The sequence below is a fragment of the Micromonospora krabiensis genome, assembly GCF_900091425.1.
Lineage (GTDB): Bacteria > Actinomycetota > Actinomycetes > Mycobacteriales > Micromonosporaceae > Micromonospora > Micromonospora krabiensis.
This window is the reverse complement of sequence record NZ_LT598496.1, coordinates 5,967,997-5,992,911: the sequence shown is the minus strand read 5'-3', so window position 1 is coordinate 5,992,911 and position 24,915 is coordinate 5,967,997. Positions and strand designations below refer to the sequence as shown.

The window sequence follows — 24,915 nt, the reverse complement described above, 5'->3', positions numbered from 1 at the left end:
GCGATGCGCCAGGAAGAGCAGCACGCGAGCAACGACCACCGCGAGGCCGTCCGGTCCGCCCCCGTCCCGGTGCCGAACGGCGACCGGGCCGGTCGGGCGGACGTGCCGGAGGACGCCCTCGACGACCGGGGCACGTTCGACGACCCGGCGGTCACCGGAGAACGCGCCGACGCCGAACGGGACGACGACGCACGAATCACCCGGACGGCCGAGCGGGACGCCGACGAGGGCGGCTTCCACGAGCCGGCCCCGCTGCCGAGCGCGCTCGGCGCCCCCAGCGTCGGCGGCGCGGTCGCCGCCTCCGCCCTGGCCAGCCCTCGCCCGGAGGACGAGCCGGACCCCCGGGAGGAGTGGACGGCTCGGCCGGGCGACGGCGCCGAGGAGGGCCCGCGGGAGGGGCTTCGCGCCGACCCGACCGCCGAACTGCACGACGGTGACCGGGGAACGGCGAGCGCGGACCGCGGCGGCGCCGTCGACGCGGCGGCCTACGGCAGCGCCGCCCCGCGGATGGTCGACCCGGACGCGGCCGCGCCCGACGCCGACCCGGCCCTCGCCGGAGCGGCCGGCGCCGGTGCGGCCGGCGCGCCGGGCTCGCTGACCGCCGCGGGCACCTCGCGTCCCGCCGGTTCGACGGTGGCCGCCGAGCCGGCGAGCCTGTTCGACGCGGACACCGCCCAGAGCTTCCGGGACCGCTGGCGGGACGTCCAGCTCCGGTTCGTGGACGACCCGCGTGCCGCGGCCGCCGAGGCCCAGGCGATGGTCGAGGAGGCGATCGAGGCGCTCTCCGCGGCGCTCACGGCGCAGCGGAACACGCTCGGCGCCTGGCAGGAGGCCGGCGCCGCCGACACCGAGGAGCTGCGGATGGCCGTCCGCCGGTACCGGGACTTCCTGGACCGCGTGCTCGGCCGCTGAGACCGGGCTTCCAGGGGCGCCCCGGCCGCTCGGCCGGGGCGCCCCTGCTTGCCCCCGATCCGGGCGGTCGGGGTGAATCGGGCCGTTACCGCCCCGGTGACGCCGTGCGGGCGTGGAATTTCGCAACCGGGGTAATACGGCGCGCGCAGCGCGACGGCGGCGCGGGCGACCAGGCCGGCGTCGTCGGACACGTGATGGCGCGACGAAAGGTGACGGGGATGGACGGCGGCGGACTCCGACTGAACATGAACGCCCTCGACTACACCCTCCTGGGGCTCTACTTCGTCACCGTCCTCGGTGTGGGTTTCGCGGCCCGCCGCGCCATCCGTACGAGCGTCGACTTCTTCCTCTCCGGCCGCTCGCTGCCGGCGTGGGTCACCGGGCTGGCCTTCGTCTCGGCGAACCTCGGCGCGCTGGAAATCATCGGCATGGCGGCGAACGGCGCCCAGTACGGGATCATGACGGTCCACTACTACTGGATCGGCGCCGTGCCGGCGATGGTCTTCCTCGGCATCGTGATGATGCCCTTCTACTACGGCTCGAAGGTGCGCAGCGTCCCCGAGTACCTGCGGCTGCGGTTCAACCGCCCGACCCACCTGCTGAACGCGCTCAGCTTCGCCATCGCCCAGGTGCTGATCGCCGGCGTCAACCTCTACGCGCTCGCTCTGATCATGCAGGCGCTGCTCGGCTGGCCGCTCTGGGTCGCGATCATCATCGGCGCGGCGATCGTGCTGGTCTACATCACCATCGGTGGTCTCTCCGGCGCCATCTACAACGAGGTGCTCCAGTTCTTCGTCATCCTCGCCGGCCTCATCCCGATCACCGTCATCGGCCTGGTGAAGGTCGGCGGGGTCTCCGGGCTGATGGACGCGGTCCGCGAGTCGCGCCTCGGCGAGGCGGGCCTGCACGCCTGGCAGGACACCGGCAGCACGGCCAACCCGCTCGGGGCGCACTGGTTCGGCATCGTCTTCGGCCTCGGCTTCGTCCTGTCCTTCGGCTACTGGACGACGAACTTCGCCGAGGTGCAGCGCGCGCTGTCGGCCAAGAACATGAGCGCGGCCCGGCGTACGCCGATCATCGCCGCGTACCCCAAGCTGCTGATCCCGGCGGTGACCGTGATCCCCGGTCTGATCGCCCTGATCACCGTGAAGGGGCTCGGCGCCGACCAGGGCGACCTGGTCTACAACAACGCCATTCCCCTGCTCATGCGCGACCTGCTGCCCAACGGGGTGCTCGGCGTCGCGGTCACCGGCCTGGTGGCCTCGTTCATGGCCGGCATGGCGGCGAACGTCAGCGGGTTCAACACGGTCTTCACGTACGACATCTGGCAGGCGTACGTCCGCCGCGACCGGTCCGACGAGTACTACATCCGCATCGGCCGGTACGCCACCGTCGCGGCCGTCGTGATCGGCATCGGCACCGCCTTCATCGCGGCCGGGTTCAGCAACATCATGAACTACATCCAGGCCCTCTTCTCGGTGTTCAACGCCCCGCTCTTCGGCACCTTCATCATCGGCATGTTCTGGAAGCGGATGACCGCGCTGGCCGGTTTCTGGTCGTTGCTCTCCGGCACCGTGGTGGCGATCGGGACCTACCTCCTCTACAAGGGCGGGGTGATCCACTTCAACTCCGACCTGGAGGAGAGCTTCTGGGGCGCGGGGCTCGCCTTCGCCACGGTGGCCGTGGTCGCCGCGATCATCACCCCGCTGACCGCGCCGAAGCGCGACGAGGACCTGCGCGGGCTGGTCTACGGCACCGGCGGCATCGACCTGAAGGCCGACGTGCTCGCCGGGGACCAGGCCTGGTACCGCTCGCCCGTGCTGCTCGGCGTGATCGCCGTGGCGCTCGCCATCGTCTTCTACATCCCGGTCTTCTAGGAAGGGAATCGCGAGATGAACAACCGCAGCGAGCCGGCCCGCGATCCGCTCGTCACCGGGGCCGAGGCGGAGCAGCGGCGCTCGGCCGCCGCGCGCCTGTTCGACATCCGCCGCGTGATCGGTGGTCTCTTCGCGGTGTACGGGATCATCGTCACCCTCGTGGGGCTGTTCGACAGTCAGGCCGAGATCGACAAGGCGCAGGGCGTACGGATCAACCTCTGGGCCGGCCTGGCGATGCTCGGGTTCGGCCTGCTGATGCTGCTCTGGCAGTGGCTACGTCCGGCCGAACCGCCCGCCAGCCCGGAGGAGCGCGGGGTGATCGGTCCCCCCGACACCGAGCGCTGAGCCCCGGCGGGCATGAGGGCCGCCGCACGGGGTACGCCGGAAGGGGTCAGGAACGCGCCGGGACAGGAGGGCAGCAGCATGACCGATCGTGACCGGCAACCGCCGCTGGAGGAGAGCCCCGAGATGGCCGCCGCGGTGGACGACGACAGCACCGTCCCGCAGCTCATGACCGGCGGCGGCGCCGACCGGGACAACCCGGCCTTCACGGAGCCGGGTGACCCCGGTGACCAGGGCGCGCCGACCGACGACCTCATCGGCGACCCGTACGCGGCCGGGACCGGGGCCACCGGCACCGGGACGGGTGCGGGCGGGGACAACATCCGCACCGGCGGCGAACAGCCCTGGGACCCCGAGGACCTGGTGATGGCCCGGGGCCAGGACGTGACGCCGGAGAACCTGGAGCGGGCCCGGCGGGACCTCGACGAGCTGGGGCAGGCGGCGGTGGAGAAGACCCTCCCCTGACCCCGTACGCGTGGGGTCCCCGGCTCGACCGCCGCGGCGGTCGAGCCGGGGACCCGGGAAGCCTGTCGCCGGAGTGCCTCACCTACTGCCGGCGGCAGGCGGGCGGCACCCTCACAGAGCCGGGTAGGCGTTCCGCATCAGCTCCTGGAACTGGGCGGAGAACCAGGCGCCGGAGATCGGCGCGTCCGGCAGGGCACCGGTCGGGTTGTTGCCGTTGCGCGCGTTGCCGCCGTAGGTCGGGTCGCACATCCGGTCGAAGCCCTTGCCCTCGTTGTTCGGGATCTCCCGGCTGGAGCCGTCCGACTCACCCGGGGGCTTGACCCAGACGTACGCGTCGATGCCGGGCTCCGGGTTGGCCCTCGGCCGCTCGCCCAGGCCGGCGCCGGCCTGGTTGCACCAGTTGCCGGCGTGCAGCCGGCGGTCGATCCGGCCACCGTTGACGTAGGTGTCGACGCTGGTCGTGGCGCCCGGCCCGGTGGGTCGGGCGGTGCCGCCCCAGCCGTTGCGGGACGTGTCGATCAGCATGCCGATGCCGGAGTCGAAGCCGACCGACACCAGCTTCTGCCGGAACGCCTGGGCGAACGACAGCTCGTCGACGTACTGGTTCCAGTCGATCCACCTGGACTGCCGCACCGTCTGACCGTTCACCTGGTCAGTGATCTTGACGTACGGCTCGCGGAGCGCCGAGTAGTTGGCCGTGTTGACGATGAAGCCGTGCACGTTGCGCACGGTGCTGCCGGAGGCCACGGCGGCGGCCTTCAGCTGGTCGGCCGTCGGACCGAAGTTGCTGTCCCAGCCGAGCCAGCCGTGGTGGCCGGCGTCGATGTAGTTGTAGATGTTGCCGATCGCGCCGAGCTTGGCGAGGGCGTAGCCCACACCGTTGACGTACGCGCCGTTGGCCTTCACCGTGTCGCACATCGCCGTACCGCCCGGCTGACCGGAGGTGTTGGTCACCAGGTTCGGCAACGAGTCGATCTCGATGACGTTGATGATCCGCAGGCTGGCGTACTTCGGGTCGGCCTGGATCGCCGCGATCGGGTCGATGTACTCGGCCTTGTAGCGCGGCAGCTCGTCCGGCCCGAGTTCACCGTTGGAGGCCAGCGCGGAGCAGTCCCGGCCGGGCAGGTTGTAAATCACGAACTGGATGTAGCCGGCGCCCTGCCGCAGCGCCTCGTCGAGGTGGTCGCGGACCCCGAAGGCACCGTTGGAGCTGCTGTCCGGCGTGCCGTTGATCGCGGCGATCCGGTCCAGCCACACCGCGGTCGGGTTGCTGGAGACCCGGCTGCCGCCCGGCTCGGCGTCCGCCTTGGCCTTCCACTCCGGGTTCACGTAGCCGCGGACCCCGGCGTACGGGTTGTCGACCTTGTTGCCCGGTGGCGGGGTGGTGGACGGAGGGGTGGTCGGCGGGGGCGTCGTGGGCGGCGTGGTCCCGCCGTTGCAGGTCACCCCGTTGAGGGTGAACGCGGTCGGCTTGGGGTTGCTCCCGCTCCACGCCCCGTTGAAGCCGATGCTGGTCGACGCCCCGGTGGCGAGGCTGCCGTTGTACGACAGGCTGCGCGCGGTGACCTGGCTGCCCGACTGGGTGAACTCCGCGGACCAGCCCTGCTGCACCCGCTGGCTGGCGTTCGGGAAGGTCCAGCCCAGCGTCCAGCCGTTGATCGGGTCGCCGACGTTCCTGATGGTGATGTTCGCGGTGAACCCGCCCGGCCAGTCGTTGGTCGAGTAGGTCACGTCGCACTGGGTCGCCGCGTGCGCCACGGTGACGGGGATGGTCACCAGCCCGCCGGCTACCAGGGCTCCCGCGCCGGCGAGCGCGAGCGCCCGGCGTGGGCCGGACAGCCTTCTCCACACGTTCATGCCACAGATCTCCTTGGGCGAGACCGGGTCCGGGATACGGCCCGGCGAGGTGGCCCGATGGACGTCCCGGGGACGACCGCCGGCACCGACGGGATTCTTGGGGGCGCCCGACCCGGACGGGCGGTGTTGGTGGTGGTGCGGGTCGACCGTGTCCGGTCGGCCGGCGGCGGAGTGTCGTCCGGTGGACCGGATGCCCTCGACACCTGCCTGCGCGGTGTGGCTCCCCGTACCGCGTGGAGCGATTCTTGCATGGGAGCGCTTCCATAGCAATCCCTCGATAGCCGCTCCCGACGCCGGTGCAGCGTAGGGCATGAACGGGGATGCGGCCCCATTCGGGTGACGACCCGAAGCCCGCACCTTGAGGGGGCTTGTATCGCGCTTACGGGGCGTAACACCGAGACACGTAGAAACACGAATCTTTCCCTTCATAGCTCATGAAACGGTCTAACGTCGGCCTTAGCTCGGGTGTCGCCGAGTTCAGGACAACAGGGGATGGAGTGACGCAGGTCATGGCTAAGAAGATGCTCGGGAAGGTCGTCGCGGGCGCCGCCCTCGGTGGCGCGTCCCTCCTGGTTTTCACGCCGGGGATCGCGTTCGCGGACGGTCACCACGACGGCAAGGACCGCGATGGCAAGGTCATCGCCAAGCCGCACGTCGTGAAGGCCGGCGAGGAGGTCAAGCTCCTCGAGATCTGCTCCGAGAAGCAGGAACACGCCTTCGTCTGGTCGAAGGTGACCGGCAAGGTCGACCTGAAGCCGGTCAAGGGTGACCGTGGCGACTGGCGCGAGGGCGACGAGGGCTCCTACGACCGTGACGGCAAGGACGAACACGGCAAGGACGACAAGGGCAAGGACGAACACGGCAAGGACTGGAACGGCAAGGACGACAAGGGCAAGGACGAACACGGCAAGGACGACAAGGGCAAGGACGAGAACGGCAAGGACCACAACGGCAAGGACGAACACGGCAAGGACGAGAACGGCAAGGACGAGAACGGCAAGGACGAGAACGGCGACCAGCCGTACGGCCAGGGTGGCGGCGCCGCGGACTCCGGCAAGGACGAGGACCGCAAGGACTGGAACGGCTACGAGCACGGCCAGGACGCCGAGGACCGTGGCGGCGACAAGAAGGACGAGAAGGGCGACAAGAAGGACGAGAAGGGCCACGAGGAGAACGGCTCGTGGGACTCCAAGGACCGTGAGAACGGCTACGAGGAGAACGGCTCGGACTGGAAGTCGGACAAGGACTCGAAGGGCCACGACGAGTACGGCTCGGACGAGTACGGCTCGGACGAGAACGGCTCGTGGGACTCCAAGGACCGTGAGAACGGCTGGGAGGACGAGAAGTCCGACCACGGCAAGGGCAAGGACGACTGGAAGCACGAGCGCGACTTCGTGTACTACGGCGAGGCCAAGGTCGACAAGCACGCCAAGCCGGGCAAGTACGAGCTCAAGGGCTCGTGCGGCGAGGGCGAGCTGATCGTGCTGCCGCGCGGTGGGGTCGACGCCGGTGACGGCGGCATGACCGGCGGCACCGACCGGGGCCTGGCCGCCGGTGGGGCGAGCCTGCTCGGCGCTGCCGCGCTCGGCGGGATCGTGCTGATGCGTCGCCGGCGGACCAATGAGTCCCTCGTCTGACGGGACGGCGACACGGGCCGGCGGCCGTCACGGGAAACCGTGGCGCGCCGCCGGCACCGCCGTCGTCCTCCTCCTGGTCGCGATGACCGGCGCCGGCATGCTCGGCGCCGCCATGAAGCCCCACTCCGTGCCCCGACCGCCGCAGCCCCTGGCCCAGGCGGGCCCCGAGGGCACCGGGCCCACCGAGGCGGACCAGCCGGCCGAGGCCGCTCCCACCGCGACCGGCCTCCCCCGTTCCGCACCCACCACGATCACCATTCCCCGGATCGGGGTCGACGCGCAGATCATGTCGCTCGGCACGAACCCCGACGGCACGGTCCAGGTGCCCCCGCTGGACCAGGCGCAGTTCGCCGGCTGGTACGAGCCCGGGCCGAGCCCCGGCGAGGTCGGCAACGCCGTCGTCATGGGGCACGTCGACTCGGCCAAGCTCGGGCCCGCGGTCTTCTTCGACCTGGGCGCCATGCAGGCGGGCGACACCCTCACGGTGAAGCGGGCGGACGGCCGGACGCTCACGTTCCGGGTGGACTCGGTCCGTTCGTACCCGAAGACGGCCTTCCCCACCGAGTTGGTCTACGGACCCAGTGACCGGCCCGGCCTGCGGGTCGTCACCTGCGGTGGCCTGTTCGACGAGACCGCGCGCAGCTACCTGAACAACGTCATCGTCTTCGCCAGTCTGGTGACCTGAGAGAACACGAAACGGTCCGGCCGGTCGGCGTGCACCGACCGGCCGGACCGCGTCCGTGGCTCAGGCCGCGGCGGAGGTCCGCACCAGCGTGCGGATCTGACGCAGCAGCACCGACAGGGCGGCCAGGTCCGCCCGCGACTCGTCGAACTCGCCCATCGCGCGCTGCGCCCGGTGGATGGAGGTCGCGTTCGACTGCTCCCACTGGTGCACCCGCTCCTGCGGCGGCAGGCTGTCCGGCGTGGACCCGAGCACCTCGGCGGTGAGCGCGGCCAGCGCGGCGTACAGGTCGTACCGCAGCGCCATGCGGGCCAGCGTCTGCCAGCGATCCTCCCGCGGCAGCAGGGAGATCTTCGACAGCAGCGAGTCCACCCGGAACAGGTCGGAGAGCACGAAGTAGACCGACGCCACCTCGCCGACGTCCCGGCCGCTGCTGGTCGCGGTCTCCACCACGTCGAGCAGGCCGAAGCTGTACATCAGGCGGGTCGCCTGCTCGGCCAGCTCTCGCGGCAGCCCTCGCTCGGTCATCGAGTCGATGTGCGCCGTGATGGCCTCGCGCTCGCTGCCGTAGAAGAGGTTCTCCAGCCCCGGCAGGAGGCGGGCCACCCCGTCCCGCAGGCGCCGGATCTCCGACGGCACGTCGATCGGCGAACGGCGGTTGGTCACCAGCCACCGCACGGCCCGATCCAGCAGCCGCCGCGTGTCCAGGTAGACGCTGGTCTGCAACTCGGGCGAGACCTTGTTGTCCAACGCCTCGACCGCGTCCCACAGCTCCCGCAGGCCGAAGACCTCACGGACCACCACGTACGCCCGGAGCACGTCCGCCGCCGAGGCGGCCGTCTCCTCCACCACCCGGAACACGAACGAGATGCCGCCCCGGTTGATGGCCTCGTTCACCAGGACCGTGGTCACGATGTCCCGGCGCAGCCGGTGCCGCGACATCCGGTCGGCGAAGCGCTCGCGCATCGGGGTCGGGAAGTAGTTGACCAGGACGTCGGTCGTCCACTCCTCGTCGGCCAGACCCTCGGCCAGGATGTCCCGCTCCAGCACGATCTTCACGTACGCGAGCAGCACCGCGAACTCCGGCGCGGTCAGCCCGGACTCGATCCGTACCGCCAGCTCCTCATCCGGCGGCAACGCCTCCAGCGAGCGGTCCAACGCGCCGGACCGCTCCAGCTCGTTGATCATGCGGCGGTGCACCGGAAGCAGCGAGGCGGCCTGGGCCTGGGCGTTGTTGATCGCCCGCGCCTGGTCGTAGTTGTCCCGCAGCACCAGCTCGGCGACCTCGTCGGTCATCCCGGCCAGCAGCTCGTCCCGCTCGGCTGTGGTCAGCTCCCCGTCGCCGACCGCGCTGTTCAGCAGGATCTTGATGTTCACCTCGTGGTCCGAGGTGTCCACGCCGGCCGCGTTGTCGATGAAGTCCGTGTAGATCCGACCGCTGGTCAACGCGTACTCGATGCGGCCGAGCTGGGTGAAGCCCAGGTTGCCGCCCTCGCCGACCACCCGGCACCGCAGGTTCTTGCCGTCCACCCGGATCGCGTCGTTGGACTTGTCGCCCACCTCCGCGTTGGTCTGGCTGGACGCCTTGACGTACGTGCCGATGCCGCCGTTCCAGAACAGGTCGACCGGCGCGCTCAGGATCGCCCGCATCAGCTCCTGCGGCGAGATCTGGTCCCCCGCGTCGTCCAGCCCGAGCGCCGCGCGGACCTGCGGCGTGACCGGGATCGACTTGGCGGTACGCGAGTAGACGCCGCCACCGGCCGAGATCAGCTCGGGGTTGTAGTCCTCCCAGGACGACCGCGGCAGGTCGAACAGCCGCTTCCGTTCGGCGTACGACGTGGCGGCGTCCGGGTCCGGGTCGAGGAAGATGTGCCGGTGGTCGAACGCGGCCACCAGCCGGATGTGCTCGGAGAGCAGCATGCCGTTGCCGAAGACGTCGCCGGACATGTCGCCGACGCCGACCACGGTGAAGTCCTCGGTCTGGGTGTCGTGCCCCAGCTCCCGGAAGTGCCGCTTGACCGACTCCCACGCGCCCCGGGCCGTGATGCCCATCTTCTTGTGGTCGTAGCCCGCGGAGCCGCCGGACGCGAACGCGTCACCGAGCCAGAAGTTGTGCGCCGCGGAGACCTCGTTGGCGATGTCGGAGAAGGTGGCGGTGCCCTTGTCCGCCGCGACCACCATGTACGGGTCGTCGCCGTCGTGCCGGACCACGTCGACCGGCGGCACGATCTGCCCGCCGACGATGTTGTCGGTGACGTCGAGCAGCGCCGAGACGAACTGCTTGTAGCAGATGACCGCCTCGTCCCGGTCCCCCGGCTTCTGCTTGAGCACGAAGCCGCCCTTGGCGCCCACCGGCACGATGACGGTGTTCTTCACCATCTGCGCCTTGACCAGGCCGAGCACCTCGGTGCGGAAGTCCTCCCGCCGGTCCGACCAGCGCAGACCGCCCCGGGCCACCGGCCCGAACCGCAGGTGCACACCCTCGAACCGTGGCGAGTAGACGAAGATCTCGAACTTCGGCCGCGGCGCGGGCAGGTCCGGGATCGCCTGCGGATCGAGTTTCAGCGCCACGTACGACTTGGGCCGCCCGTCCTCGCGCCGCTGGTAGAAGCTGGTGCGCAGGGTGGCCTGGATCAGCGTCAGGTACGACCGCAGGATCCGGTCCTGGTCGAGGCTGGCCACGTCGTCGAGCTGCTCGCGGATGGTCTCCACCAGCTCGCCGCTGCGCCGCTGCCGTTGCTCGGTGTCGGCCTCGCCCGGCGCGAACCGGGTCTCGAAGAGCTCCACCAGCAGCTCGGCGATGCGCGGGTAGGCGATGAAGGTCTGCTCCATGTAGTCCTGGGAGAAGACCGTGCCCGCCTGCCGCAGGTACTTCGCGTAAGCGCGGATCACCACCACCTGACGCCAGGTGAGCCCGGCCCGCAGCACCAGCTCGTTGAACCCGTCGACCTCGGCCTCGCCCCGCCACGCCGCCGCGAACGCGTTCTCCACGTGCGGGCGCACCTCGGCCAGCTCCTGGTGCCCCTCGGGCAGGTGCAGGCCGAAGTCGTACAGCCAGATGCGGCCGTCGATCCGGTCCACCTCGTACGGGTGCTCGTCGATGACGCGCACACCGAGCGAGTGCAGCACCGGCAGCACGGCGGAGAGCATCATCGGCTCGCCGTACCGGTAGACCTTGAACCGGACGTCCAGCGTCTCGTCCAGGTCACCCGGCGTCCGGGCGCCCGCCCGAGGTGCCAGCTGCTTGCGGAACAGGTGCATCTCCAGCTGGCCGGGCTCCTCCAGCAGCTCCAGCTTCGCCAGGTCCTTCATCGCCTCGTAGGGCGTGTGACCGTCCTTGTAGCCCTCCGGGAACGCGTCCGCGTACCGGGCGAACAGGTGCTTGGCCTGCTCGTCGCCGAGCTTGCGCTCCAGCACCAGCCGGTAGTCGTCGTCCCAGAGCCGGGTCGCGTCGGCCAACTCCTCGGCGAGCAGGTCGGCGTCGACGTCACCCGGCGGCTTGGTCGGGTCGGTCCGGACGATGAAGTGGACGCGGGCGAGCATCGACTCGGTGACCCGGGTCGTGTAGTCCACCCCGACACCGTTCAGCTCCCGCAGCAGGATGTCCTGCATCCGCAGCCGGTTCTGCGTGGTGAACCGGTCCCGGGGCAGGTAGATCAGGCAGGAGATGAACCGCCCGTACGCGTCGCGGCGCAGGAAGACCCGTAGCTGCCGGCGACCCGCCATGCGCAGCACACCGATCACCGCGTGGTACAGGTCGTCGGTCTTGATCTGGAACAGCTCGTCGCGCGGGTAGGTCTCCAGGATCTGGAGCAGGTCCTTGCCGGAGTGGCTGCGCATGCTCAGACCGGAGCGGTCCAGCACCTCGGCCACCTTGCGGCGGACCACCGGCAGTTCCCGCACGCTCGTCCGGTAGGCGGCCGTCGAGAACAGGCCCAGGAAGCGGCGCTCCCCGACGACCTCGCCGGCCTCGTTGAACACCTTGAAGCCGATGTAGTCCAGGTAGGCCGAACGGTGAACCGTCGCCCGCGAATTGGCCTTCGTGATGATGAGCAGGCGCTTCTCCAGCACCTTCTCGTGCGCCTCGGGCGTCATCGAGGACAGCGACCGGGCGTCCGGCGCGTCCTGCCGCAGGATGCCCAGGCCGGTGCCGAGCACCGCCTCCAGCGCCGGGCCGTCCGACCCGCCCTCGACCAGCCGGTACTCCCGGTAGCCGAGGAACGTGAAGTGGTCCTGGGCGAGCCAGCGGAGCAGCTCCACCGAGTCGGTGATGTCCTTCTCCGGCACCGGCGGACGGTTGTCGCTGGTGCGGGCGGCGGCCAGCTCGTCGGCCATCGCCAGCGCGCGCTGGCGCATCTTCGGCCAGTCCTCCACCGCCTCCCGCACGTCCGTGAGGACCCGCTGAAGCTCCCGGCGCAGCCGGTCCCGTTCGGCGGCGTCCCGGACCGGATCGATCTCGATCCGCATCCAGCTCTCCACCAGGTCACCGGCGATGGCGTCGTCCGGCTCCACGTCCGCGGCCACCTCGGTCAGTCGGCCGAGCGGCTCGCGGCGGACCACCAGCAGGGGGTGGACCAGCAGGTGGACGTCCAGGTGGTACGAGTTGAGCAGCGCCGTCACCGAGTCGACCAGGAACGGCATGTCGTCCGTCACGATCTCGATCACGCTGTGGTGCTGCTCGGCGTCCGGCTCGTGGATGCGCAGCTTCAGCTCGCCCGGCACCCGCTGGGCGGCGAGCTCGCGGTGCGCGCGGGCCGCGTCGAGCATCTCTTCGGCGGTGAAGCCGATCAGCTCCTCGTCCGGGGCGAACCGCCAGAAGCGGCTGACCAGGGTCGCCGCGTCGTGGTCGTCCCCGGCGAGCGCGACGGCCTGGGCCACCAGCCGCTCCGCGTTGGGTACCGGCTCGTCGAGCTCGGAATCCTCCGCGTCGTCGGCCAGGGCCTCCGCCGGTAGGCCGAGGTCGTAAATCGTGTCGATGCTCGACCCGGTCAGCCCGGTAACGCCCATGTCGAGCCGGCCGTAGCCGTCCCCGTCGGTCGCCGAATCGAAGCTGTCGTCGTCCCGGCCGGTGTCAACCTGCCGGAGGTCGGGTTCCGGTTTGATCGCCGGACGCCGGTCCATCGGTGCCACTCCCCTCGACCCACCGCGTTGTGGGTCATTCTTCCGCCCAGCCTAGGCCCTGCCGTTGTGCCCCTTCCTTGGCGGACCACCAGCCGGACGTCCGGATCGGGACTTTGTCCTTTCACCCGTTGCGGGTCCGAGGTAGGCCGCTTGCGGTGTACCCCGCCGCGCGATGTTCATCACACTGTCGCCGGTCCGTCTTTTGGCACGTCGCCGCCCATCGCGGGACAGTGGGGACAGCGTGGGCGTACTAGCGTGCAGGACAGTTCGATGATCGGAAGGACCCGCTCCATGCACCTGTCGTACCCCCGTTCCGGGCGTCACCGCCTCCGCGCTCCCCTCGTCGCGCTCCTCGCGGCGGCGCTCGCCGCCGGCGGCCTCACCGCCTGCTCGGACAGCGACGGCCCGGAGCGCAGCGTCGACGCCTTCCTGGACGGCTGGCGCAAGGGCGACCTCCAGGCGGTCGGCCTGGTCGACACCGCCGGCGCCAAGATCCCGGCGGCCGAGGTCAGCCAGCAGCTCAAGGAGATCGCCGGCGAGCTGTCGGCCACCCCGCCCAAGCTGAGCCGCCGGGGAGATCCCAAGATCACCGCCGACGTCGCCACCGCCGGCATCCGCGTGGAGTGGACGCTGCCCGGTGGCATTCCCTGGGCATACGACCGGGAGGTGCGGCTGACCCGGGGCGGCGACGACCAGTGGCAGGTGATCTGGGAGCCGCGGGTGGTGCACGAGCGCCTCACCGACGGCGACCGGTTCGGGCTGCGGCGGGACCCCAGCCCCCGCGCCGGTGTGCTCGACGGCGCGGGCCAGCCAATCGTGGCGCCCCGACCGGTGGTCCGGGTGGGCATCCAGCCCAACCAGGTCCCCGACGTCAAGGACCTGGTCGGCAAGTTGGACGCCGCATTCCGGGCGATCCGCCCCGCGCTGGTGCCCGCGGTGGACCTCACCGACCTGCCCAAGCGGCTCGCCGAGGCCGACCCGGGCGCCTTCGTCGAAGTCGTGACGCTGCGCGACGAGGCCTACCGGCAGATCAAGCCGCGCATCTACGACCTGCCCGGCACCAAGTTCCAGTCGGAGAAGCTGGACCTCGCCCCGACCCGGGAGTTCGCCCGCGCGCTGCTCGGCTCGGTCGACCCGGCGCAGGCCGACGACCTGACCGCCCACCCCGACCGGTACGTCGCCGGTGACCTGGTGGGACACGGCGGCCTCCAGGGCCGCTACGACGAGCGGCTGCGCGGCAGGCCCGGCCTCAGCGTGATCCTCGAACACCCGGGCGAGGACGGCAAGCTCGTGCCCACCGGCACCGAGGTGTTCCAGCACAAGGCCGAGCCCGGCCAGCCGCTGAAGACCACCCTCGACGTGGCCACCCAGAACGCGGCCGACGCGGCGCTGCGCGGCGAGTCGCGGCGCTCCGCGCTGGTGGCCGTACGCATCAGCGATGGCGCCGTGCTCGCCGCCGCCAACGGCCCGGGCCCGGCCGGCGAGAACCTGGCCTTCACCGCCCAGGTCCCGCCCGGCTCGACGTTCAAGATGGTCAGCGCGCTCGGGCTGCTCGACAAGGGCGCGGTGACCCCGGACGCGACCGTTGACTGCCCGAAGACCTTCACGGTGGAGGGCCGTTCGTTCAAGAACTCCGACAACTTCGCGCTCGGGCCGGTGCCGTTCCGCACCGACTTCGCCAAGTCCTGCAACACCGCCTTCGCGGCCCTGGCGCCGAAGCTGGGCGCCGACGGGCTGGCCGTCGCCGGCCGCTCGCTGGGCCTGGAGGGCCAGTGGGACGTTGGCGTCGACGCGTTCAGCGGCAAGGTTTCCGCCAACGGGTCCGGGGCCGAACAGGCTGCCGCCGCGTTCGGTCAGGGCACCACCGTGGTCAGCCCGCTGGCCATGGCCGCCGCCACCGCGGCCGTCGCGAAGGGCCGCTTCGAGCAGCCGAAGCTGTTGCTGGACCCGGCCCCGGCCAAGCCGGCCGCCGCCGGCCCGCAGCTCAAGCAGGAGTCGGTCGACGCGGTCCGGGCCATGATGCGGGAGGTGGTCACCGCCGGCACCGGCAGCGCCCTGAAGGACGTGCCCGGTCAGCCGGTCCACGGCAAGACGGGCACCGCCGAGTACGACAACAACCCCGCGCACACGCACGCCTGGTTCGTCGGCTGGCAGGGCGACGTGGCGTTCGCCGTCTTCGTCGAGCAGGGCGGATCGAGCGCCGCGTCCGCCGTCCCGATCACGGAGCGCTTCCTCCGCGCCCTCCCCCGCTGACCCCCACCCACCCACCGCACCCCACCCCACGCCGAGGTGATCAAGAGGTTTGCGTCAGGAATCGGCTCGCCGATGACGCAAACCTCTTGATCACCGGCCGGAGGGCGGAGCGGGGCCCGCACGCCCCAGCGACGGGACGGCGCGATATCAGCGAGACGGAGTGGACGAGGCCTCACCCCGCAGCGGACCGGCCGCCACCCGCACCACGGCACCACCACCGCCGGCACCACAACGCCGCCGGCACCGGCACCGGCACCGGCACCAGCACCAGCACCAGCACCAGCACCAGCACCAGCACCAGCACCAGCACCAGCACCAGCACCAGCGAGAGGCTGGCCGACCCGAGGTATCAGGCGAAGCCCGCGGCCGAACGGGGAGTGTCCTCGTCGGGCGGGACGCTGTCCGGCTCCGGCTCCGCCACCGATCCACCACCTGGAGCCGGACCCGGCCCCGAGCGCGACGCCGCCCCAGGCCCGGACCCCGGCCCCGGAGCCGAACCCAGGGTCGCCTCCAGGCCGGCGGCTGCGGCCGAGGACCGGCGAAGTCGACCCGGTCCGGCCGAGGCGGGCGGACCGACGGGCTCCAGCCCGAACACGGCGGCCGGGCCCGGCTCGTCGGCGTCGACGGTTAGGGACTGGGCGTCGCCGTGGTCGGCGGCGCCCGAAGCGGCGGCAGCGACGCCCGCGGCCGAAGCGGCAGCGGCAGCGGCCACCGGCGGGACGGGACGCCCGTTGCCCCGGCGGGGGGAGGGCGCGGCGGACGGCCCCGGGAGCAGCCGTGGCGGCACCGCCTCCGGCGCGGTCACCGGGGCCAGCCCGGCCACGACGGTGTTGACGATCTCGGCGGCGTACGTGCCGTCCGGGTCGTAGTCGGGGTCGAACACGGTCAACTCGACGCCGAGGCAGTGTGGGGTGTCCACCAGGCCGGCGAGCAGGATCTCCAGCTCGGCGAAGGCGATGCCGCCGGGGTCGGGCGCGTCGACGGCCGGCATCACCGCGGGGTCGAGCACGTCCACGTCGATGTGCACCCAGTAACCGGCGCAGTCGGCGAGCTGCTCGTGCGCCCACTGGGCGGTGCGGGCGGCACCCTCGGCGCGCAGCGCGGGCACCGGCCGGGTGATGATGCCGGCGGCCTGAAGGTCGAGGCGGTACTCGTCCTGGGCCCGGATGCCGAGCACCACCACGTCGATGTCGCGGAAGTACGGCCGGCGCCCCTCGATCGCGGCCAGGTCGGCCTGCCCCCGGCCGGTGACCAGGGCCAGGTCCTCACCGGCGGCGGCGCCCACGTAGGACGCGTTGCCGGGGTGGCGGAAGTCGGAGTGCCCGTCGACGAAGACGAGTCCGATGCGGCCGCCGACCGCCTCGCCGAGGCGGTGCATGGCCAGCGCGGAGCCGAGCAGGACGGAGCAGTCGCCCCCGAGCACCAGCGGGAACTCACCCCGGTCGATGATGGAGCCGATCCGGTCGGCGAGCGCGACCGAGTAGTCTCCGATCTCCCGGGCGTGGCACACCCCGTCGCCGGGTCGCCAGTCGCCGGGGTCGTAGCGGGGCGGGGTCAGGCAGCCGGCGTCCCGGGCCCTCAGCCGGGCCAGCAGATCGTGGTCGCGCAGCGCACCGGGCGCCTTCCCGCAGCCGGGGACCGAACTGGGCGTGGGCGGTCGCAGACCCAGGTTTGTCGGCGCGTCGAGGACGGCGATCCGGCGCATCATGAGCTCCCGTCCTCGAAGGTCGGGCGGGCCGGCCGGTACGCCGGCCCGCGCTGGCGTGCTACGTGCTCGGAACCGTGTCGTTGCTCAGAACAGGGCGCTGGCCAGGGCCCGCCGGGCCGCGGCCACCGCGGGGTCTTCCGGGGCGGCCATGGTGAAGAGGCCGACCAGGTGCTGGCGTACCTTCTCCCGCTCGTCGCCGGCGGTGCGCCGCACCACGCCGACCAGGCGCTGGTATGCCTGCTCGGCCAGGCCGCTCAGCACCTCGATGTCGGCGGCGAGGAGTTGGGCGTCCACGTCGGCGGGGTCGGCGTCCGCGGCGGCGAGCGCCGCCCGCGGATCCGCCCCGGCGACCCGGCGGGCCAGACCGACCTGGGCCAGGCCGGCCTCGGCCGCGGCGTCCGCCGGGGCGTCGGCGAGGATCTTGCGGTACGCCCGCTCGGCGGCGTCTAGGTCGCCGCTCATCAGGGCGTCGTCGGCCTCGTCGAGCCGCGGATCGGTCGGCTCGGCCACGGTCACGCCACCGGCCTTGAGCACGGCCTGGATCCACTGCCGCAGCTGCGCCTCGGGCACCACGCCGGAGAACGCGTCGACGGGCTGCCCGCCGATCACGGCGTAGACCATGGGGATGCCCTGCACCCGGAACATCTGCGCGATCCGCGGGTTGGTGTCCACGTCGATCTTGGCGAGGACCCACGCGCCGCCGCCCTCGACCGCCAGCCGCTCCAGCACCGGGGACAGCTGCTTGCACGGCTCGCACCACTCGGCCCAGAAGTCGATGACGACCGGCGTGGTCAGGGACCGTTCCAGCACCTCGGTCTGGAAGGTCGCCTCGGTCACGTCGATGACGGTGACGCCGGCGCCGCCCACCGCGCCGCCGGGGGCTCCGGCCGGGGGCCCCGCCTGGGCCGGGGTGGAGGTCGGGGCAGGGGTGCGCAGCGCGCTGAGGTCGACCGCGCCGCGGGTGAAGATCGACGAGGTGATCCGTGGGTCGCTCATGGTTACCTAGTCTCGCACGGACGCCGCCGAACTCAGATCAACCGCGACGGCGACAGTTGCAGTTCTCACCCTGCTCACCGCCCCTCCCCGGACACCACCGCCCCCCTCTCCGTGATCGTGCGCTTTCGGCCCTCGCTATGGGGCTTCCGCGGCATTTGCCGGGGCCGAAACGCAAGATCGCGTGGGGAGAGGAGGGCGGAAGACGGGGGCGGGGGGTGCGGGTGGGATTAGAAGCGGGCGGGCTCTCGGTAGGTGCCCCACTCGGCGCGGAGGGCGTCGCAGATCTCGCCCAGGGTGGCCTCCGCCCGGACGGCGTCGAGCATCGCCGGGATCATGTTCTCGCCGGTGCGGCTGACCTCGACCATCCGGGTCACCGCGGCCTTCACGGCGGCGTCGTCCCGGCCGGACTTCCGCTCGGCCAGCATCCGCCGTTGCTCCAGCTCCACCTCGTGCGAGATGCGCAGGATCTCCAGGTCCTTGGCGACCGTGCCGGTGTGGCAGTTGACCCCGACGATCTTCTTGTCGCCCTTCTCGAGGGCCTGCTGGTAGACGAACGCCGACTCGGCGATGTGGCCGGTGAACCAGCCGTCCTCGATGCCACGCAGGATGCCGGAGGTCATCGGGCCGATCTGGTGCGGGCCCTCGCCACCGAGCTGCCGGATCCGGGCGAAGATCTCCTCCGCCTCGGCCTCGATCTTGTCGGTGAGCGCCTCGACGTACCAGGAGCCGCCCAGCGGGTCGGCCACGTTGACGACTCCGGTCTCCTCCATCAGCACCTGCTGCGTACGCAGGGCGATCTCGGCGGACTCGTCGGTGGGCAGGGCCAGGGTCTCGTCCAGGGCGTTGGTGTGCAGCGAGTTGGTGCCGCCGAGCACCGCGGCGAGCGCCTCGACGGCCGTACGCACGACGTTGTTCACCGGCTGCTGGGCGGTCAGCGAGACACCGGCGGTCTGGGTGTGGAACCGCAGCCAGAGGGCCTTCTCGCTGGTGGCGCCGTACACGTCGCGCAGCCAGCGGGCCCAGATGCGGCGGGCGGCCCGGAACTTGGCGATCTCCTCGAAGAAGTCGACGTGCGAGTCGAAGAAGAAGCTCAGCCCGGGCGCGAAGACGTTCACGTCCAGCCCGCGCGAGAGGCCCAGCTCGACGTAGCCGAACCCGTCGGCCAGCGTGTACGCCAGCTCCTGCGCGGCGGTCGAGCCGGCCTCGCGGATGTGGTAGCCGGAGACGGAGAGCGGCTTGTAGCGCGGGATCTCCCGGGCGCAGTACTCCATCAGGTCACCGATGAGGCGCAGGTGCGGCTCCGGGTCGAAGAGCCACTCCTTCTGCGCGATGTACTCCTTGAAGATGTCGGTCTGGAGCGTGCCGTCGAGGCTCGACAGGTCGGCGCCCTGCCGCTCGGCGGCGACCAGGTACATGCAGAAGACCGGCACCGCCGGGCCGGAGATCGTCATGGAGGTGGTGACGCCGGCCAGGTCGATGCCGTCGAACAGCACCTCCATGTCGGCGGCGCTGTCCACCGCGACGCCGCAGTGGCCGACCTCGCCGAGCGACTGCGGGTCGTCGGAGTCGCGGCCCATCAGGGTCGGCATGTCGAAGGCGACGGAGAGCCCGCCGCCGCCGGCCCCGAGGATCATCTTGTAGCGCTCGTTGGTCTGGCGGGCGTTGCCGAAGCCGGCGAACTGACGGATGGTCCAGGTCCGCCCGCGGTAGCCGGTCGGGTAGAGACCCCGGGTGTACGGGTACTCGCCCGGCCACCCGATCCGCTCGAAGCCCGGGTAGGCGACACCCTCCGGGGGGCCGTAGACCGGGTCCACGGTCATCCCGGAGAGGGTGGTGAAGTCCGCGTCCCGCTTGCGCGCGGCGTCGTACCGGGCCTGCCAGCGGGCCCGTCCGGCGGCGATCTCGTCGGCGTTCATGGGCGGGGCTCCTCCTCGAGCTCGACTGCACGTCGAGTGTAGAGCCCCGGCCTGAACGATCGCTAAGGAACTTGGTACCCGTGGGTAACCTGGTCAGGCGGTGGGTGCCGGCGGCTCCGCGAGCGCCACGTCGTCGACGCGGATGTTGACGGCGTCGACCCGCAGCCCGTACGCCTCGACCGCCTCGGTCACCTTCGCGCGGACCGCCTCGGTCACCTCCGGCACCGTGCGGCCGGCCTCGATGACGATGAACAGGTCGATCACCGCACCGCCGTTGACGACCTTCGCCGAGGCGCCCCGGGTGGCGTCGCCGACGTTGTCCAGGCCGATCCGGTCGAGCACCGAGTTGAGCATCCGCGCCGCGTCGCCGCCCAGGTCGGTCACGCCGGGCACCGCGCGGGCCGCGGCCACCGCGATCTTCTCCAGCACGTCGTCGTCGACGGACGTCGTCCCGCCCGTCGCCGGAACCGCTGTCACCGACTGCTCCTGCGTCGCCTCGTCAGCCATGGTCTCCCCAAAACGTCGCACCGCCCCCGGGGTTCCGAGGGGCGGTGCGAGCGTACTAAGACCGGACGGTCCGCAGTGGACCGGTCAGCTCCCGAGCTGCTCCAGCAGCTGGTCCGCGGCGGCGTACGGGTCGATCGCGCCCTCGGCCACCTTGGCCGCGAGCGACGGCAGCTCCGTACCGTCGCGCAGCGAGCCCATCCGGTCCCGCAGCACGCCCAGCGCGATGGCCTCGATCTCGGCGGCGGCCCGCGCCTCCTGCCGGCGGCGCAGCTCGCCGTGCTCGACCAGCCAGCCGCGGTGCTTGTCGATGGCCGCGGCGATGTCGTCGATCCCCTCGCCCCGCGCGGCGACGGACCGCACGACCTGGGGACGCCAGTCGCCCGGGCCGCGCTCGCCCAGCGCGATCATGCCCTGGATGTCGCGGTAGGTCGCGTCGGCGCCGTCCCGGTCGGCCTTGTTGACCACGAAGACGTCGGCGATCTCCAGGATGCCCGCCTTGACCGCCTGGATCGCGTCGCCCATCCCGGGGGCGAGCAGCACCAGCGTGGTGTCGGCCAGCGAGGCCACCTCCACCTCGGCCTGCCCGACCCCGACGGTCTCGACCAGCACCACGTCGCAGCCGGCGCCCTCCAGCACCCGCACCGCCTGCGGGGTCGCCGCGGCCAGCCCGCCGAGGTGACCCCGGCTGGACATCGAGCGGATGTAGACCCCGGGGTCGGTGGCGTGGTCCTGCATGCGGACCCGGTCGCCGAGGATCGCGCCACCGGTGAACGGGCTGGACGGGTCGACCGCCAGCACCCCGACCCGGTGCCCGCGCGCCCGCAGCGCGCGGACCAGCTCGTTGGTGGTGGTCGACTTGCCCACCCCGGGCGAGCCGGTCAGCCCGACCACCTGGGCCTGACCGGCGTACGGCGCCAGCGCCGCGGCGATGTCCCGCAGCACCTCGTCGCCGTTCTCCACGAGGGTGATCAGGCGGGCCACCGCGCGGGGGTCACCCGCGCGGGCCCGTTCGACCAGCAGGGGTACGTCCCGACTCCGCCGCACCGGGACGGCGTCGGCGGTCGGGGCGTCGGCCATGGTTCCGCTCACTCGCCCGCTGCCGGAACGTGGATGATCAGGGCGTCGCCCTGTCCGCCGCCCCCGCAGAGCGCCGCCGCACCGGTGCCGCCGCCCCGGCGCTTCAGCTCCAGGGCGAGCGTGAGCACCAGCCGGGCGCCGGACATGCCGATCGGGTGGCCCAGCGCGATGGCCCCGCCGTTCACGTTCACCTTCGCCGGGCTGATCCCCAGGTCGCGGATCGACTGGACACCGACCTGGGCGAACGCCTCGTTGATCTCGACGAGGTCGAGGTCGGCGACGCTCAGCCCACCCTTGCGCAGGGCGTGCTGGATCGCGTTCGACGGCTGCGAGTGCAGGGAGTTGTCCGGGCCCGCGACGTTGCCGTGCGCGCCGACCTCGGCCAGCCAGGTCAGCCCCAGCTCCTTGGCCTTGGCCTTGCTCATCACGACGACGGCGGCGGCGCCGTCGGAGATCGGCGAGGAGCTGCCGGCGGTGATGGTGCCGTCCTTGGTGAACGCCGGGCGCAGCTTGCCCAGCGACTCGACGGTGGTGTCCGGCCGGATCCCCTCGTCCTCGCTGATGACCAGCGGGTCGCCCTTGCGCTGCGGGATGACCACCGGGGTGATCTCGTCGGCGAAGTGGCCGTTCTTCTGCGCGGCGGCGGCCCGCTGGTGGCTGGCCGCGGCGAACGCGTCCTGCTCCTCGCGCGAGATGCCGTGCTTCGCGCCGAGGCGCTCGGTGGACTCGCCCATCGAGCAGCAGTCCCAGGCGTCGGTGAGCCCGTCCAGCGCCATGTGATCCTTGACCACCACGTCGCCGTACTTGTAGCCCCCGCGCTGACCCAGCAGCAGGTGCGGGGCGTTGGTCATCGACTCCATGCCGCCGGCCACGATCACGTCGAACTCACCGGCCCGGATCAGCTGGTCGGCCAGGGCGATCGCGTCCAGACCGGAGAGGCAGACCTTGTTGATGGTCAGCGCCGGCACCGACATCGGGATGCCCGCCTCGACGGCCGCCTGACGGGCCGGGATCTGGCCGGCACCGGCCTGGAGCACCTGCCCCATGATCACGTATTGCACCTGGTCGGGGCTCACACCGGCCCGCTCCAGGGCGGCCTTGATGGCGATGCCGCCGAGCTTCGTGGCCGGGAGGTCCTTGAGGTTGCCCAGCAGGCGCCCCATCGGGGTCCGCGCGCCGCTGATGATCACCGAAGCCATACCTGCCTCCGAGGGGGGTGCCGACCTGTACGCCTTAACGATTGTTCGGCCAGACTAGCGCCATGGCTGAGAACTCCCCCGTCGAGCCCGCTGCGGACTACGTCACAGACATCGGGCTGCGCCGGATCGACCACGTCGGGATCGCCGTGGCCGACCTGGACGCCGCGATCGACTTCTACCAGCGGACGTTCGGCATGCGCTGCGTACACACCGAGACCAACGCCGAGCAGGGCGTCCGGGAGGCGATGCTGGCCGTCGGCCCGACCACCGAGGGCGGCTGCGTCCAGCTGCTCGCCCCGCTCTCGCCGGAGAGCACCATCGCGAAGTTCCTCGACCGCAACGGCCCGGGCGTGCAGCAGGTGGCGTACACGGTGGCCGACATCGACGCGGCCTGCGCGGCGCTGCGCGAGCGTGGGATGCGGCTGCTCTACGACAGCCCGCGGCGCGGCACCGCCGACTCGCGGATCAACTTCGTGCACCCGAAGGACGCCGGCGGCGTCCTGGTCGAGCTGGTCGAGCCGGCCCCCGGCCACTGACCGTGCACCGGCCCGGCGGGGCGTCCCCGCCGGGCCGGCGCACGGCCCGGCGACGTCGTGAACGGGGCGCCGGGAGCACGTCACTGCACGGTGCAACGTTCTCCCGGACACCTTCACGCATCGGCCGATGCGATTTTTCACAGAGGACTTCCCGCCCTAGCTACCGTTCAGTAACGTCCGCCTCCAACAGGAGCGCGACCCCGGCGGCCGGTTGTGTCGGACGACGACATGGCGGCCGGTCGCACCGGCGCCGACGATGGCAGCACCCAGGCCCCGCGCGGGTGCGGACGAACGGGAGGTCACCGTGCAGGACATCCTCGAAGCGATCATGGCGGCGGAGGACTCGAACGACCCGGACCGCGAACTCGCGGGCCTCGCCGGACTTCCGGTGCCGGAGACCTACCGGGGCGTGGTCGTACGGGCCGACGAGACCCGCATGTTCGACGGCATGGCGACCCGGGACAAGGACCCACGCAAGGCGCTGCACGTCCAGGAGGTGCCCACCCCGGAGCTCGGCCCCGGCGAGGCGCTGATCGCGGTGATGGCCAGCGCCATCAACTACAACACCGTCTGGACCAGCATCTTCGAGCCGCTGTCCACGTTCAAGTTCCTCCAGCGCTACGGGCGGCTCTCCGACCTGACCCGACGGCACGACCTGCCATACCACGTGGTGGGCTCGGACGCGGCCGGCGTCGTGCTGCGCACCGGCCCCGGCGTGACCCGCTGGCTGCCCGGCGACGAGGTGGTGGCGCACTGCCTCTCCGTGGAGTTGGAGGACGCCGCCGGCCACGACGACACGATGCTCGACCCGCAGCAGCGGATCTGGGGCTTCGAGACCAACTTCGGCGGGCTGGCCGAGCTGGCGGTCGTGAAGGCCAACCAGCTGATGCCCAAGCCGCGACACCTCAGCTGGGAGGAGGCGGCCAGCCCGGGGCTGGTCAACTCGACGGCGTACCGGCAGCTGGTGTCCCACCACGGCGCCAACATGAAGCAGGGCGACGTGGTGCTGATCTGGGGCGCCTCCGGCGGCCTCGGCGGCTACGCCACCCAGATGGCGCTGAACGGCGGGGCCATCCCGGTCTGCGTCGTCTCCTCGCCGGAGAAGGCCGAGCTGTGCCGGAAGATGGGCGCCGAACTGGTCATCGACCGCGCCGCCGAGGGATTCCGGTTCTGGAAGGACGAGGAGACCCAGGACCAGGACGAGTGGCGGCGCTTCGGTGAGCGCATCCGCGAGCTGACCGGCGGCGAGGACCCGGACATCGTCTTCGAGCACCCGGGCCGGGAGACCTTCGGCGCCAGCGTCTACGTCGCCCGGCGCGGCGGGACCATCGTCACCTGCGCGTCCACCAGCGGCTTCCAGCACCAGTACGACAACCGCTACCTGTGGATGCACCTCAAGCGGATCGTCGGCAGCCACTTCGCCAACTACCACGAGGCGTGGCAGGCCAACCGACTCGTCGCGCTGGGTCGGGTGCATCCGACCGTGTCGAGGACATACCCGCTGGAGCAGACCGGCCAGGCCGCGTACGAGGTGCACCGCAACGCCCACCAGGGCAAGGTCGGCGTGCGCTGCCTCGCGCCGCGCGACGGCCTTGGGGTCCGCGACCCGGAGCTGCGGGCCCGGCACGAGACCGCCATCAACCGCTTCCGCGGTCACTGACCGTCGCGGCGGCCCGGCGGCGGGACGACGGGGACCGCTCCGGCGGCCGTCCGGTGGAGCGGCGGATGGCCATTGGGGCGGGCACGATACGTCTTTCGCGCGGCTCGCCGAGATCCTTTCGTGCGATCCCGAGGTCGGCCGGACAAAGGGTCGCGGGTGGTGCCCGCGGC

At 71.7% G+C, this 24,915-nt stretch carries 18 protein-coding genes; 9 read left to right on the top strand and 9 right to left on the bottom strand.

Translation table 11 applies throughout. The features are described 5' to 3' along the window. The first annotated feature begins 3 nt into the window (after positions 1–3). The 4 genes from GA0070620_RS34345 (at position 4) to GA0070620_RS27505 (ending at position 3,596) form a co-directional block, all read left to right on the top strand. Positions 4–912 (top strand): hypothetical protein, encoded by a 909-nt coding sequence (locus tag GA0070620_RS34345; protein WP_091595621.1) that lies wholly within the window; start codon positions 4–6, stop codon positions 910–912. A gap of 218 nt (positions 913–1,130) precedes the next feature. Further along, positions 1,131–2,789 carry a sodium:solute symporter family protein gene (locus tag GA0070620_RS27515; protein ID WP_091595619.1) on the top strand — a complete coding sequence of 553 codons (1,659 nt, stop codon included), beginning with the start codon at positions 1,131–1,133 and terminating at the stop codon, positions 2,787–2,789. Between the two features lie 15 nt (positions 2,790–2,804). Continuing rightward, positions 2,805–3,134 (top strand): hypothetical protein, encoded by a 330-nt coding sequence (locus GA0070620_RS27510; RefSeq protein WP_091595617.1) that lies wholly within the window; start codon positions 2,805–2,807, stop codon positions 3,132–3,134. 78 nt (positions 3,135–3,212) lie between these two features. Next, positions 3,213–3,596, top strand: coding sequence for a hypothetical protein (locus GA0070620_RS27505; RefSeq protein WP_091595615.1), 384 nt, complete (start codon positions 3,213–3,215; stop codon positions 3,594–3,596). A gap of 111 nt (positions 3,597–3,707) precedes the next feature. Here the strand turns inward: GA0070620_RS27505 and GA0070620_RS27500 are convergent, their stop codons facing one another. Beyond that, positions 3,708–5,453 carry a glycoside hydrolase family 6 protein gene (locus GA0070620_RS27500; RefSeq protein ID WP_091595613.1) on the bottom strand — a complete coding sequence of 582 codons (1,746 nt, stop codon included), beginning with the start codon at positions 5,451–5,453 and terminating at the stop codon, positions 3,708–3,710. A gap of 509 nt (positions 5,454–5,962) precedes the next feature. Here GA0070620_RS27500 and GA0070620_RS27495 point away from each other — a divergent pair. After that, positions 5,963–7,090: a hypothetical protein gene (locus GA0070620_RS27495; protein WP_091599451.1), complete on the top strand. Its 1,128-nt coding sequence runs from the start codon at positions 5,963–5,965 to the stop codon at positions 7,088–7,090. Further along, entirely contained in the window at positions 7,074–7,775 is a 702-nt protein-coding gene (locus GA0070620_RS27490) for a class F sortase (protein WP_091595611.1), read from the top strand. The genes GA0070620_RS27495 and GA0070620_RS27490 overlap by 17 nt, the downstream gene beginning before the upstream one ends. 60 nt (positions 7,776–7,835) lie before the next feature. On the opposite strand, the gene GA0070620_RS27485 is transcribed toward GA0070620_RS27490, so the two are convergent. Beyond that, entirely contained in the window at positions 7,836–12,893 is a 5,058-nt protein-coding gene (locus GA0070620_RS27485) for an NAD-glutamate dehydrogenase (RefSeq protein ID WP_091595609.1), read from the bottom strand. Positions 12,894–13,184: 291 nt separating this feature from the next. Here GA0070620_RS27485 and GA0070620_RS27480 point away from each other — a divergent pair, with 291 nt between their 5' ends. Further along, positions 13,185–15,146, top strand: a complete 1,962-nt coding sequence (locus GA0070620_RS27480) for a penicillin-binding transpeptidase domain-containing protein (protein WP_091595607.1) — start codon at positions 13,185–13,187, stop codon at positions 15,144–15,146. Positions 15,147–15,318: 172 nt separating this feature from the next. On the opposite strand, the gene GA0070620_RS33285 is transcribed toward GA0070620_RS27480, so the two are convergent. From GA0070620_RS33285 to GA0070620_RS27450, 7 genes are all read right to left on the bottom strand, one after another. Further along, positions 15,319–15,468: a hypothetical protein gene (locus GA0070620_RS33285; protein ID WP_157741716.1), complete on the bottom strand. Its 150-nt coding sequence runs from the start codon at positions 15,466–15,468 to the stop codon at positions 15,319–15,321. Positions 15,469–15,495: 27 nt separating this feature from the next. Further along, on the bottom strand, positions 15,496–16,854 hold the full coding sequence (locus GA0070620_RS27475) for an arginase family protein (protein WP_231921990.1): 1,359 nt from the start codon (positions 16,852–16,854) through the stop codon (positions 15,496–15,498). 84 nt (positions 16,855–16,938) lie between these two features. Next, on the bottom strand, positions 16,939–17,850 hold the full coding sequence (locus GA0070620_RS27470) for a tetratricopeptide repeat protein (RefSeq protein WP_091595605.1): 912 nt from the start codon (positions 17,848–17,850) through the stop codon (positions 16,939–16,941). A gap of 227 nt (positions 17,851–18,077) precedes the next feature. After that, entirely contained in the window at positions 18,078–19,766 is a 1,689-nt protein-coding gene (locus GA0070620_RS27465) for an acyl-CoA mutase large subunit family protein (RefSeq protein ID WP_091595603.1), read from the bottom strand. Between the two features lie 93 nt (positions 19,767–19,859). Further along, complete coding sequence (locus GA0070620_RS27460) at positions 19,860–20,243, bottom strand: Asp23/Gls24 family envelope stress response protein (protein ID WP_331713214.1); 384 nt, start codon at positions 20,241–20,243, stop codon at positions 19,860–19,862. A gap of 114 nt (positions 20,244–20,357) precedes the next feature. Further along, positions 20,358–21,350 (bottom strand): methylmalonyl Co-A mutase-associated GTPase MeaB, encoded by a 993-nt coding sequence (meaB, locus tag GA0070620_RS27455; RefSeq protein WP_091595599.1) that lies wholly within the window; start codon positions 21,348–21,350, stop codon positions 20,358–20,360. 8 nt (positions 21,351–21,358) lie between these two features. Next, complete coding sequence (locus GA0070620_RS27450) at positions 21,359–22,549, bottom strand: acetyl-CoA C-acetyltransferase (protein WP_091595597.1); 1,191 nt, start codon at positions 22,547–22,549, stop codon at positions 21,359–21,361. A 62-nt stretch (positions 22,550–22,611) separates the two neighbouring features. Between GA0070620_RS27450 and mce the strand changes: the two genes are divergently transcribed. Beyond that, entirely contained in the window at positions 22,612–23,085 is a 474-nt protein-coding gene (gene mce, locus GA0070620_RS27445; RefSeq protein ID WP_091595595.1) for a methylmalonyl-CoA epimerase, read from the top strand. A gap of 304 nt (positions 23,086–23,389) precedes the next feature. Next, positions 23,390–24,745, top strand: coding sequence for a crotonyl-CoA carboxylase/reductase (ccrA, locus tag GA0070620_RS27440; RefSeq protein ID WP_091595593.1), 1,356 nt, complete (start codon positions 23,390–23,392; stop codon positions 24,743–24,745). Positions 24,746–24,915 lie beyond the last annotated feature (170 nt).

Excerpts from the sequence above, each read along its gene's own strand:
- GA0070620_RS34345 (WP_091595621.1), top strand. The coding sequence starts at position 4 with ATGCGCCAGGAAGAGCAGCACGCGAGCAACGACCACCGCGAGGCCGTC.
- GA0070620_RS27515 (WP_091595619.1), top strand. The coding sequence starts at position 1,131 with ATGGACGGCGGCGGACTCCGACTGAACATGAACGCCCTCGACTACACC.
- GA0070620_RS27510 (WP_091595617.1), top strand. The coding sequence starts at position 2,805 with ATGAACAACCGCAGCGAGCCGGCCCGCGATCCGCTCGTCACCGGGGCC.
- GA0070620_RS27505 (WP_091595615.1), top strand. The coding sequence starts at position 3,213 with ATGACCGATCGTGACCGGCAACCGCCGCTGGAGGAGAGCCCCGAGATG.
- GA0070620_RS27500 (WP_091595613.1), bottom strand. The coding sequence starts at position 5,453 with ATGAACGTGTGGAGAAGGCTGTCCGGCCCACGCCGGGCGCTCGCGCTC.
- GA0070620_RS27495 (WP_091599451.1), top strand. The coding sequence starts at position 5,963 with ATGGCTAAGAAGATGCTCGGGAAGGTCGTCGCGGGCGCCGCCCTCGGT.
- GA0070620_RS27490 (WP_091595611.1), top strand. The coding sequence starts at position 7,074 with ATGAGTCCCTCGTCTGACGGGACGGCGACACGGGCCGGCGGCCGTCAC.
- GA0070620_RS27485 (WP_091595609.1), bottom strand. The coding sequence starts at position 12,893 with ATGGACCGGCGTCCGGCGATCAAACCGGAACCCGACCTCCGGCAGGTT.
- GA0070620_RS27480 (WP_091595607.1), top strand. The coding sequence starts at position 13,185 with ATGCACCTGTCGTACCCCCGTTCCGGGCGTCACCGCCTCCGCGCTCCC.
- GA0070620_RS27475 (WP_231921990.1), bottom strand. The coding sequence starts at position 16,854 with ATGATGCGCCGGATCGCCGTCCTCGACGCGCCGACAAACCTGGGTCTG.
- GA0070620_RS27470 (WP_091595605.1), bottom strand. The coding sequence starts at position 17,850 with ATGAGCGACCCACGGATCACCTCGTCGATCTTCACCCGCGGCGCGGTC.
- GA0070620_RS27465 (WP_091595603.1), bottom strand. The coding sequence starts at position 19,766 with ATGAACGCCGACGAGATCGCCGCCGGACGGGCCCGCTGGCAGGCCCGG.
- meaB (WP_091595599.1), bottom strand. The coding sequence starts at position 21,350 with ATGGCCGACGCCCCGACCGCCGACGCCGTCCCGGTGCGGCGGAGTCGG.
- GA0070620_RS27450 (WP_091595597.1), bottom strand. The coding sequence starts at position 22,549 with ATGGCTTCGGTGATCATCAGCGGCGCGCGGACCCCGATGGGGCGCCTG.
- mce (WP_091595595.1), top strand. The coding sequence starts at position 22,612 with ATGGCTGAGAACTCCCCCGTCGAGCCCGCTGCGGACTACGTCACAGAC.